Consider the following 12,417-nt stretch of genomic DNA (forward strand, 5'->3'; position numbering starts at 1 on the left):
AATGCATGTCCCGTTATTACGCAAGTCTCTTTCACACATTAAACAAAATCTTACTTTTTGTTCATGGATGCCAAACTATAAAAAATAAAATGAAGAACAAAAAACATTTAACAGTTTTTTGCCTTTTTGTTAACAATGCATTAAAAACGAGAAGATTACATGTTTAATTAACAAAATACTACCATGCATCTTCTTTCAAAATCTTTCATTTTTCTTCAAGATGACGCGTTCGTCGTCTTTCTCATAAGGTAAATAAACCATAACCAATGTTAACATTTCATCAGTGGATTTCATGTCTCCATTAGAGTAAACTAATTGCGGTGGGTTAGATGGGTTATTCGGGTTGTTAGCGGTGTTGTCGTAAGTACCTTCTATGGTGAGGATAGTACCTTTAGGGATTTTTTTCAATGTTGGGAACCAGTATATCTCCTGCCAGTTGAAGTTCCAGTCAGGGATATGCACCAGTTTTATTGTGTCTTTTTCTGGTGTTACACCGTACGCCTTAAAGATTTTGCCCACGTAATGCATGTGTGGCCAGACATACAACAGGGACTGATCTTCAGGAGTGGTCACTTTTAGTTTGAAAGTCTTGACAGCATTGGCCGGGATGTAAAAGAAAGGGTCAATCTCTTTTTCACCAACGCCGCCAGAACCCAGGCTTATCGCCCTTATTTGACGTTTTACAGGTGTCTTCGTAAAATAAATTTCCACGCCGCTCACATTATCCTCTTCCTTTGCCACCGGTGCATAGTGCATGGTCAGCAATATCACTCCTCTCTTCGGCATTACCCAACCGATATTTTCAGGATAGGATTCTCCAAAAGAACCAGGTATCCATCCGCCGTAGTAAATCATGTGTTTCCTGAAGGGAACATACTGATCATACTTGAAGCGGTTATCTTCAGTCAGATTGATGTAGTCGTCCGTATTGTAAATATCCAGATCGGGAACTGCATCAACTTCATAATTGGCGTGGTGTATGATCTTATTATTCGTTGTCGTGAACTGGATGGCTTCCACATTGGCGGAATCAGGCAGTTCGAATGGTATTTTGAATACAATAAATCTTTCCAGGTTATCTCCTTTCACATGAAAGGGTTTGTTCATCTTCAGTACCAGGTCAGGCTTGCGGTTGGCGTGTGTACCAACAACAACAACCTCTTCATCCTTTACAGCGGTCTTCTTTCCTTTCGGCATATTATTATCAGCCCATTCTGCGATCATTGCGATCTCTTCATCGGTCAACCTTCTTTCATTCGCAAAAGTAGAATAGTGTGGATCGGGCTTCCACGGTGGCATGAACCTGCTCTGCGTTACCTTCTTAACAAATGCAGCTCTTTTTGCAACATCATCATACGTCACCAGCGGGAACGGAGCAGCATCTCCATTCTGGTGACAAGGCGTACAGTTACGATGTATCAGCGGAGCAATATGTTCACTCCAGGTGATACGCTGTGCTGCTACACGTGATATATTGAAGACAAAAAAGAATACAACTGATACTGCAATGCTGTATCGCATACGCGCCACTTAATATAAAACTCAATAATTACTGATCAGACAACCAATTGGCGTTGTTTGCGATACCAGTTCATTTCCTGTCAACAAATTGTTGATCGCCAGTTCCAGATACTTCCTGGTAGCTTTTATCCTTTTAGTACCCAGTCCTGTTACCCAGTCATCTATCAACCCTCTGTAATATTCCTTCCCATTATTACCGATCAGCAGGGCTTCGGGGGTAACTGTAGCATTGAGATAATTAGCCACCTTTTTATCGGTGTCCATCAATATAGGGAAAGTGATATTATACTCCTTTGCATATTCAGCCACTTCACGCTGAGTAAATGTCTGACCGCTGATGATACCATAGAACTGTACATCCTTATATTTACTCTGCAGGCCCTGCAACACAGGTGCATAGTTCTTGCATAGAGGACATTCAGGAGAAAGAAAGATATATACCACAGGTTTGCCTGCGGGTTTTACAGTAAATGTTTTTCCATTATAATCTTTTAGGCGGCCGGCCGACATCACATTAGCGCTGGCTAATAGTTGTGCGCTAAGTGTATGTACCGACAATATCCCCGACAACAGGGCACAAAAAAATAGTCTCGACATAACGAATTTAGTTTATCATAACACTTATATCCGATCTGGTTGATATTAGGCAGTGGTGTATCTGCCTAGCTCTTCATAACTTCTAAAACAATCCGGTTGATAAAATCTGCTATCTTCTTCTTCCGGTTTCTCTTCTCTTAAACGGTAAACCGGCTATTGCTTCTTCTTACTTCTTCTTTCTTTTTCTTACGACTGTAAGATATACAAATAAATAAAAATATCGAATAAAGAATCACACTTTTTTAAATCCTGTCACACTACTCAGCCTGCAACAACATATCGTTCAATATAATATATATGGTTTACATAAAAGTGCCCTACCAAATGATAGGGCACTTTTTATTTTTCACTCTTCTATTTCTTATCCCACCATACACGGCCAAAGATATCAGAAGGACCTTCTCCGAAGTCCGGATTCTGGGCCATTTCAGTTAAAGCTGCCTTGTTGTTGGCAACGTTCAGATTCGTTTCATCCGCTACATTCAGCGAAGCCCTTCTTGGGATCACCTGTGTAACACCACTTGCTTTCATTACTTCCAGCGCCAGCGGTGTAGAAGCGTTAGGCATACCTAATCTTTTCAGGATAGCCCATGCTTCGTTCGGATTCTTGTAGAAGTTCAGGTACGCCTGTGAAGCGATCAGCGCTTCTGCATTGCCGGCAACATATTTCACACCTGCACTGTTCTTATAGGCTTCTATCTCATTATCTGTCACCGCAACATAGTCAGGCAGTTTAGCGTTAGCCGCCATTGCATCATAATTTCTGATGGACGCTTCTACCCCTTTGTAATACCAGCCTTCAGCATCAGAACCAGCTATACCTTTCGCAGCAAGCTCGGCACGCAGGAAGCAGATGTCAGCATAAGACAGCAGCGGGAAAGTAACGTGACCAGTACCAACCACAGCATTGTATGTGTATTCAGGCTGGAACAAACGGTACTGGATCAGGGAAACTGTATCCAGGTTCTGATCGTTACCCTGTGCATTCTTGATCTTTCTTGTTCTGAAATAACCAGGATTTGCAGCTACCGCATCAGGGCTTGAGAAAGCACCCACATAACGGTTAGTCGGCTGTACTGAGTTAGCAGGTAATGCACCCTGAGCTACAGCAAGATCAAAGTTCTCTTTTGAATAATCATTCTTCTGATAGAAGACCCTCAGACGTGGATCTGCATTCGCCAGCATGAAATCTACCAGGGATTTGGAAGAATGGAAACCAACCGGGTTCCAGTTACCACCCTCTGTGAATTTGTCGCCTGCTATCAGTTGCAGATCATCTGAATTATCTTCGAACAAACTACCTGCAGCCAGTACCTCTGTAGCAATGCTCTTCAGTTTTTCAGGCGCTACTTTAGACAGACGTGAAGCTATCTTCAGACGCAGGGAGTTAGCACATTTCAGCCATTTTGCAGATGAACCTCCATAGTAGAGATCGTTAGAACTGTAAGTAGTCTGAGCCACAGAATTATCAGCCAGTGTAGCCGCAATTGCTTTCAGCTCTGTGTCCCACAGATCATAGAGTGCAGACTGTGTATCATATTTCGGAGTGATGGTACCACCGTAACGTGCCTGGAAAGCTTCTGAATAAGGAATGCTACCATTAATATCAGATACGTACCATGCGTAGTAAATGTTCAACAGTTTCGCGATAGCTTTTTCATGCGCTCTCTTCGCCTGATCTTCCGCTGGCATAGCCTCAATCAGCTTCACTACATTCACGAGGTTGTTACCTACCCTGGTGTAGTAATAACCATAACGGTTGTTCGCGTTACCGGTATTATCGCTGATGAAGTTTGCAGTGTTACCGCCGTTTGCTGTTGTCATTTCGGTGAATGGCAGGATAGTGCGGTAGAAGTCGTAATAATATTCGAAGTCGCCGCTATGTATCTGTACAACAGCATTCAGGAATTGCCCTTCAGGACTTACTGTAGGCAGCTTCTCAGGATCTGTATTGATTTCTGCAAACTTGCTTTTCTGACAAGCTGCGAATGTGCCAAGCATCATCGCATAAATGCCATACTTTTTAAACTTGCTATATATAGTTGTCATCTGTTTTCTTTTTTCTTCTTGAATTATATGTCTCTTTTATTAAAAGGAAGCCTGCAGGTTGAAGCCCATGCTTCTTACGAAAGGAATACCACCATAATCAGCTGCTGAAGCAGATGAGTTGTTGTACAGACCTTCCGGGTTCAGGCCGGCAGGCAGGCTGTTGTAAATATAAAAGAGGTTCCTTCCCACCAGGTTCACACGCAGATTGTTCAGTTTCAGTTTAGAATAAACAGAAGAAGGAACATTATAACCAACAGTTACTTCGCGCACGGCTACCCATGAATTTGTGAAGATGGCATTTTCACGGATACCCTGTCCCCATGAACCGAGGCGGTAGTAATAATCCCATGCATGTTTTGGTCTTACCAGGCCTTGCTCGTAAGCTTGCTGGTAGGTCATACCACTTGCGTCAACTGCTGCACCGCCATTGATCGGAGTCAGAGATACACCCTTTGCAAACACACCATCAGGAATGATACCATCGTTATATGATGTACCAGCTGCATCAGTCCATGCAAGACCACCACTTTCTTTATCACGTCCTGCCAGTGTATTTTTCAGCGTACCGTCCGCATAGGCGTAGTTGTAAGTAGCGGAAGAGTATTTACCACCTACCTTAGCATCCAACAGTACATTCAGGTTAAAGTTTTTATATCTGAAACCGTTGGTCCAGGAAGTGAGGAATTTAGGCTGGATAGTACCGATATCAACATAACCAATACCTGCATCGCTGGAACGCTGATAACGGCCTGCGGAATTCAGAACTTTCTTACCATTAGCGCCTGGTTTTGCAGGATCGTTATAATATACGAACGCATATTTGGTCTGCATCATGCCATACTCTGCACCTTTACGTGCAATTACCAATACATCGCTACCCTGGGAATAACCATTAGGCAGTTCCATTGCATTTACACCATCAGCAATTTCTTTCACGATGTTCTTATTGCGGGTAAATGATAAGGTAGAGTTCCAGTCAAAGTTCTTTGTCTTAACAGGAACAGTGTTCAGTAATACTTCAATACCTGTGTTCTGTACGTTACCCGCATTGATCAGACGGCTGGTCACACCACTTTCCTGCGGCATGGCGATAGGAACGATCTGGTTGAAGGTATTTTTTCTGTAAGCAGCGATATCAATGCCCAGTCTGTTGTTCAGGAAACGAACATCAGCACCTACTTCAAAGTTGCGGGTATATTCATTTTTCAGGTCGTTATTACCCAATGTATTACCATCAAATCCGTAACGTGGGATAGTTCCACCGCCAACACCGATATAGTTACCAATGAAAGAGTAAGTTCCTATACCTGTCTGATAAGCAGCAGTACCGGCACCGTTACCCGCATAGGAAGCTCTCAACTTACCGAAAGTGAAGAACTCTGGCAGGTGGAAAGTCTCGGAGAACAGCCAGGAAAGGCTCGCTGATGGATAGAAGTAGTTGTTCACACCATGACCATCAGAATACATCAACGTAGAGTTCCAGTCAGTCCTACCTGTCAGGTCAAGGTATAACTGATCTTTATAGGAAAAGTTCGCAAAAGCGAAGATAGCGTCTGTTCTAACACCTTTGATGATCCTTGCAGTAGCCAGTGGGTCCTGTACAGAGTTGCTGATATAGAACTGACCCGGCGCTTTCAGGCCACCACGAGTTTCAGCTTTGTTGGATTTACCATAACCCCATCTGTAAGTCTCAGCACCAACAGACAGATCCATTTCCAGGCTGCTGGCCAGTTTACGGTGCCCGGACAATATAGCCTGCAGTTTACGCTGGTTTTGGGTGGTAGAGGTCAGGTTATAATAACCACCGGTGAAACCTTCACCCTGACCCAGTTCTCTGCGCTCATACTGAGCGATGTTGGTCTGCACATCACCATTCAGTGACAGGTTTAACCAGCTGAGGATGTCTACTTTCAGACCTAAACGGCCCTGGAAGTTATCTTCGTCCTGTGTAGTATTGTAATTGTTCAGGGCGAAGAAAGTGGAAGACATGCCATAAGGATCATTCTGCAGTACACCTCCTTTAGGATCAATATACCTGTCTCTCCAGTATTTAGTATCGAAGTTACGTGACATTTTGTAGACACTGCTGAACACGAGGTTTTCGTTACCGCCGTTGATAGCAGGGTTTTCTACGTTTGTCTTGCCATAGTTAGCAGATACGTCTGCAGAAACTTTGGAAGACAGTTTATGTGTTGCACGCAGGTTAAAGTTATTACGCTTGAAATTGTTGTTTGGCGCAATACCATTTGTATAGTTGTTGGAGTAAGATAAACGGAAAGTCGTTTTATCATTACCACCTTCTATTGCTGCGTTTGTATTGTAGTATTTACCTGTGCGATAGAGGTCCAGCAGGTTGTTTGGATGCGGAGAGAAAGTAGTCCAGTTACCCTGCCAGTCTTTTACGCGCTGGCCAAGCATTTTCGGACCAAAGCTAAGACCTGCCCAGTTGTTTTCGTCAGCGTAAGGATCGCCATTGTTATCCTTTGGAAAATCTCCTGCCACATTACCAACACCATAGGTATTCTGGAAGTCGATTGATTTGTATGCTTTATCGTACATCTCTGCATGGGTAACGGTCACACCTAAACCTTTACGTGAAAAACCTTTCTTGGTAGTGATGATGATCACGCCATTCTGGCCACGGGAACCATACAATGCGGTAGCAGCACCACCTTTCAGTACAGATACACTTTCAAAATCGTCAGGGTTCAGGTTCTTCATCATGTTACCGAAGTCCTGAGAGTTACCCCACTGGTCACCACCGGTGATACCATTCTCAAGGTACACACCATCCACCACAAAGAGCGGCTGGTTGTTCGCACTGAGTGAGTTGTTACCTCTGATCAGGATACGCGCACTGGACTGTGGGCCACCACCACCTAAGGAGATGTTCACACCTGCTACTTTACCTTGTAAAGATGTAACGGGGTTCACCTGTCCGGAGAGCGCCACGTCCTCACCTTTTACTTCTGTCATGGAGTAACCCAGCGCTTTGGTTGATCTCTTTACGTTCAACGCTGTTACCACAACTTCCTGTAATCCTTTCTGGTCTTCCTCCAGAGAGATATTCAGGCTACCGCTGTTACCAACAGCTGCTTCCTTTTTCAGATAGCCTATGAAGGAAAATACGAGCGTGCCGGAAGGGTTGGCATTGATCTTATAAGTTCCGTTCATGTCTGTCACTCCGCCATTGGTAGTTCCTTTTTCTGAAACACTAACGCCGGGGATCGGGTAGCCCTTCGGATCTTTAACAACGCCGGTTACTGTTACCTTCTGTTGTGCCCAGGCGAACTGAAAGCACAAAACAGAAAGAACCGCAAATAAAAAAAGCGATCTCTTCATTGTTTATTCTTTTTGATTGATACTAGTGGTGTTTAGGTATAAAGTTTAGCTATAATCATCGTGAGCCTGGTTAACAGGCATAGTTTCCCTGTTTGCCACATGCAGTGGCATCATTTAACTTATCGTCATTACCGAAAAAACATTTAGATTATGTCATCACAGACATAGGTATGCTGCTTCGAAATACATTATTGTGTAAATCCGATCATTGATTGATATTATATGTGGAAAAAGTTACGTTTATCGACAAATCCATACATGGTAGAATCGTTTAGACAACAAAATACCATGAAGAAGCTGCTAGTCTTTCTTTTTACTAAAAAAAAATAACCATGAAAATTCGTTTCTCTCTCTTACTGCCACCGATCTAAAAATTGGTTGAATTCATTATTCCTGTTTGTCCTTCATCACGAGTTCAATCCGTTACGTTCTTCACAATGCCTGAATTGTTTTGCGCTTAATGCTCATTTACACTGAAGGCTACAGATATTAAACGTTTTAGCCTATCACTCAAAAAAAATAAATGCTTGATTTTCTATTGTTCCCCTATGACTATGATTGTACTTGTCTCAAACTTAGATAAAGTTTTAATCCCGTGCAAATAATTTTCGCAATAATTTAACAATATCAACGTTTATCAAACTTCATTCGCTGAATTATAACATCTTCGTTGTATTACTGATTGTAAAGGGTTTACGCGGGATTCCAGCTATAATTATCTACTGCTCTTTTTTATGCATTCACATGAGGCATTGAATGCATAGATGATTCTCTTTTGCGTAACTCCAGGGAAAGCACTACCTGTTGAGGGGTGGTGGAACTATGTTCGAGTTCTGCTATCAGCAGGTGAATAAGTCTGCGCCCGATCTCTTCCACCGGCTGTGCCACACAGGTAATAGAAGGGCTGTGCAGGCGGAAAATATCATGATCATCAAAGCTGACCATTCCCAGATCAGTACCAATGTGCAGACCGATGGAGCGGATACTTTCTATACCGCAGATACCGAGGTAGTTCGTAGCAAAGAAGAGTGCATCGAGGTCTTTGTTTGCCTGTAGGTATTGTGTGATCTCCTGGATGAACCCTGCCCTGTCAAGATCGAACGGCAGGCGTTTGATAACGTTCTTACCTGCCGGCAGACCGTGTTTCTTCAGGGCATCTACAAAGCCATCCAGACGTTGCTGCATTTGTATCTGTGAGGAAGTAGTGGTGATAATACCGATCTTTTTATAACCCTGTTCCACCAGGTGACTGACAGCCACATAGGCGCCCTGGAAGTTATCTACCACTACATAATGGGAGTCTGCGATATTGGGAAAATAGCGGTCCATCAGTACCACGGGCTTCTGGAGGGATACGATTTCTTTGTCAAGATTTGCTGTCGGCGTAATGATATATCCGTCTACCTGGCGGTAACGCAACACTTCCAGCAACCCTTTTGCTTTCTCTTCGTTATCTTCCGTACTTCCGAAAAGCACTTTATAACCAAATTTGTCCGCCTCGTCCTCTACAACCTTCGCTACATTGGCAAAAAAACTGTTCGCTATATCTTCTACTATTAACCCGATCGTCTTTGTTTTGCCGGTGCGTAACCCCCTCGCGAGCTGGTTAGGCTTGTATTTCAACTTCCCGGCTATTTTAAGTATCCGTTTGCTGACCTGTTCGCTAATCCTTTTTTCCTTTCCTTTACCATTCAATACAAAAGAAACTGTTGTAGGAGAAACCCCTGCCTCTTGGGCAATATCTTTAATGGATATTCCTTTCACGAAATTCAGATTTGGTTTGATATTCATCAGAAAATTAGAACCTTAACCGCACATAGCCAAATATATTAATATTCCCTTTCTGTTTTCCGGGCTTGATTATTACGAATAAATGATGTTTTTTTAACCAAAATTCGATAATTTGGCATTTTACAAGAAAAAGTTCTGTCAGGGGGATTTGCAATAGCTGCAATAATTGCTGCATCAATATGCAGTAGAACCGTATACCAGGATAGTTTGCATACACACTGTTTCGAGAGTCATACAGGGTTAAAGGGAAGTTTAAAATTATAATTACATGAAACCCATTCTTATTAAAGTGGGGGCATTTGCCGACAATCAGATCACTATAATTGAGCGATGTGATCCTTATTTCAATACACCATTTCACTTCCATCCGGAATGTGAACTTGTGTTTGTGATGGAAAGTAATGGGAAGAGAATTGTAGGGGACAGCATCGAAAGTTTTGATGTTGGCGACATGGTATTTCTGGGGCCGCATATTCCGCACGTATGGTACAATGATGAAAGTTACCATAAAAACAACGACCAGTTAAAAGCCCGGTCAGTCGTGATCTATTTTCCGAAAGACATCTTCGGGGATAAGTTCTACGGGCTGCCGGAAACAAAATCGCTTACAGACCTTTTCCACAGGGCCCAACGGGGCATGAAGATCCTCGGGACCACCTATGATATTCTGAAGGAACAGATATTGTCCCTGCCTAAGAAAGAGGGACTGGAAAGGATCATTTCCCTGCTAAGTATCCTGAAGGTGCTGGCGGAAACAAAAGATGTGCAATACCTGGCCAGTACAGGATATTCGCATGCTTTCAATGCGAAAGATAACCACAAGATCGATGAGGTGTTCAAGTATGTGATGGGCAATTTCTCCAAGGAGATCTCCCTCCAGGATGTTGCCAGCATCACCAATCTTTCTCCCCAGTCTTTCTGCCGCTTCTTTAAGAACCGCACCAAGAAGTCATTTGTGCAGTTCCTCAATGAAGTACGTATAGGTCATGCCTGCAAACGACTGACGGAAGAAGACTGGTCTATCGCGGAAATTGCCTATTCCTGCGGCTTCAAGAACCTGTCTAACTTCAATCGCTTTTTTAAAGAGATCGTAGGTAAAACTCCAAAGGAATATAAGAACGAATTAAGACTGAAAGAAGCGTGATAACTACGCTTATTTAGGCAATGCATAGCCCTGCTGGCAGAACGGCAGGGCTATGTACTGATCTTCAGCCATGTAACGTATAATGGCTACGTACCCGCCTTGTAAATAGTTTGGTAATTGGTCAAAATGTATTAATTTTCTTTCCGCTGATGACGAAAGATGCCAGCATAAATGGAATTATCTGCTGATAATAAACCATTTATCAACCAAACTCTATTTCTGTAATCCATGTATAGTAATTATACTGATCAAGAGTTACTATCGCTGCTGCAAGAAGACAGTGTAAATGCTTTTAACGTTATTTACGAGCGTTACAGTCACCCTTTATACCTTTTCATTCTCAGCAAGATAGACGGTGCTGATGCCGGTAAAGACGTCCTCCAGGACCTCTTCACCTCTCTGTGGGAAAGAAGACAGTCTATCAATGTAAATGAATCCCTCAAATCTTACCTGTATCAATCCGCCAGGCATAAGATCATCGACATTTACCGCAAGAACACTACTTACCGGAAATACCTGCAACAGCTGATAGAACACTTTGATGTACAACCCGGTGGTATTGCCGAGCTGGTAGACAGCAGAACCAGGACACAGGACGTTTTTGAGACTATCAATCACCTGCCGGAAAGAATGAAGGAGATCTTTATGCTAAGCCGCGTTGAACATCAGACAGTTGAGCAGATTGCCCTCCGGCTCGGATTATCACAGCAAACAGTTAAAAACCAGATTACCAAAGCCCTTAAGATATTACGTGCGAACCATGCCAGGACAGACCTCGTGCTGTTCCTGCTCACCACACAGGCCATGTACTCATTTTTCGCCAACTAATGGTACCTGTACCTCACTGGTACGACATAGCTTTATCATTGGGACATTTCAAATTTGCAATCAGTGGAGCAAGAAACGATAAGGAAATTACTGGAGCGTTATAACGAAGGCCAATGCACCCCGGAAGAAGCAGCAATAATCGACGAGTGGTTTGACAGCATTGGCGATCAGTATACATCGCCTAAAAGTGAGCAGGAGGTTCAGGCGGACCTCAGCGCGGTACAACGTGCGCTCCAGAAACAGATACAACCGGCCCCCAGACGCTTCATGCGTTCCTGGTACTACGCCGCCGCCGCTATAACCGTGCTGGTAGCAGCCGGCGCATGGTTCTTCCAACAGAGGCAACCATCCGCTACGCCTGCCCTGCCCGGCCAGCAACCTCTTGCCGGTAATCTGGCAAAGCCTACCCGCACCGTCGATGATGGCTTTGTTACTGTCAATACACCTAAAGGAAATCAGGAACACATCATACTGGAAGACGGCAGTAAAATAGTGTTGAATGCCGCCAGCAGGATCCGCTACCCAGAACACTTTAGCGGCAATCACCGCGATATTTACCTGGAGGAAGGAGAAGCCTGGTTTGATGCAGCCCCAGGCGCAGAGAATTCCTTTGCCGTCCATGCCGGTGATATCACTGCTACCGCATTGGGCACTACTTTTAACATACGCGCTTACGCACATGAACGACAGATCACTATAGCCCTGCTGACCGGCAAGGTAAGAGTGACCACGGCATCACAGCCATCCCTCATATTACAGCCAAGTGAGCAGGCCAGTTATGACCTCCGCTCGCTGCAGCTTGTAAAAACCGCTTTCGATACAGAAGTAGTTACAGGCTGGCAGAAAGGCTACCTGATATTCAAAGATGCCTCTTATGAACAAGTACGCACCGGCATTGAGAACAGGTACGGCGTGACCATCATCAACCAAAGCGATAAGAAAGACTGGACCTATACCGGAAATTTCAGAGAGGAAACTCTGGCAAACGTTATTGAGACCATTTGTCTGACAGAATCACTTTCCTATACCATTGGAAAGGACACGGTAATACTAAAGAACAAGAAATAATGCTGGAAGATCATTCGGCTGTCACCGGACAGACACTTTTTCATTGAAGCTGCTTTTGAACTTAAATGTAAATGAGG

8 protein-coding genes are annotated in these 12,417 nt (G+C 43.6%); 3 read left to right on the plus strand and 5 right to left on the minus strand.

Translation table 11 applies throughout. The annotated features are described in order from the left end of the window. Positions 1 to 195: 195 nt before the first annotated feature. The 5 genes from F3I09_RS26030 to F3I09_RS26050 all read right to left on the minus strand — a co-directional run bounded on the left by F3I09_RS26030 (position 196) and on the right by F3I09_RS26050 (position 9,300). Complete coding sequence (locus F3I09_RS26030; protein WP_149697983.1) at positions 196 to 1,521, minus strand: cytochrome c; 1,326 nt, start codon at positions 1,519 to 1,521, stop codon at positions 196 to 198. A gap of 21 nt (positions 1,522 to 1,542) precedes the next feature. Further along, on the minus strand, positions 1,543 to 2,118 hold the full coding sequence (locus tag F3I09_RS26035; RefSeq protein ID WP_149697984.1) for a redoxin domain-containing protein: 576 nt from the start codon (positions 2,116 to 2,118) through the stop codon (positions 1,543 to 1,545). A 354-nt stretch (positions 2,119 to 2,472) separates the two neighbouring features. Next, on the minus strand, positions 2,473 to 4,167 hold the full coding sequence (locus tag F3I09_RS26040; protein WP_149697985.1) for a SusD/RagB family nutrient-binding outer membrane lipoprotein: 1,695 nt from the start codon (positions 4,165 to 4,167) through the stop codon (positions 2,473 to 2,475). Between the two features lie 39 nt (positions 4,168 to 4,206). After that, positions 4,207 to 7,509 carry a SusC/RagA family TonB-linked outer membrane protein gene (locus tag F3I09_RS26045; protein WP_149697986.1) on the minus strand — a complete coding sequence of 1,101 codons (3,303 nt, stop codon included), beginning with the start codon at positions 7,507 to 7,509 and terminating at the stop codon, positions 4,207 to 4,209. Positions 7,510 to 8,241: 732 nt separating this feature from the next. Then, on the minus strand, positions 8,242 to 9,300 hold the full coding sequence (locus F3I09_RS26050; RefSeq protein WP_149697987.1) for a LacI family DNA-binding transcriptional regulator: 1,059 nt from the start codon (positions 9,298 to 9,300) through the stop codon (positions 8,242 to 8,244). A 268-nt stretch (positions 9,301 to 9,568) separates the two neighbouring features. Here F3I09_RS26050 and F3I09_RS26055 point away from each other — a divergent pair, with 268 nt between their 5' ends. From F3I09_RS26055 to F3I09_RS26065, 3 genes are all read left to right on the plus strand, one after another. Beyond that, positions 9,569 to 10,444: an AraC family transcriptional regulator gene (locus F3I09_RS26055; protein ID WP_149697988.1), complete on the plus strand. Its 876-nt coding sequence runs from the start codon at positions 9,569 to 9,571 to the stop codon at positions 10,442 to 10,444. A gap of 228 nt (positions 10,445 to 10,672) precedes the next feature. Continuing rightward, the gene (locus F3I09_RS26060; RefSeq protein WP_149697989.1) at positions 10,673 to 11,272 is read left to right on the plus strand and encodes an RNA polymerase sigma factor; all 600 of its coding nucleotides are present in this window, start codon (positions 10,673 to 10,675) and stop codon (positions 11,270 to 11,272) included. Between the two features lie 63 nt (positions 11,273 to 11,335). Beyond that, positions 11,336 to 12,340, plus strand: coding sequence for a FecR family protein (locus F3I09_RS26065; protein WP_149697990.1), 1,005 nt, complete (start codon positions 11,336 to 11,338; stop codon positions 12,338 to 12,340). The last annotated feature ends 77 nt before the right edge of the window (positions 12,341 to 12,417 follow it).

It is taken from the genome of Chitinophaga sp. CF418 (genome assembly GCF_900142925.1).
Taxonomy (GTDB): Bacteria; Bacteroidota; Bacteroidia; order Chitinophagales; family Chitinophagaceae; genus Chitinophaga.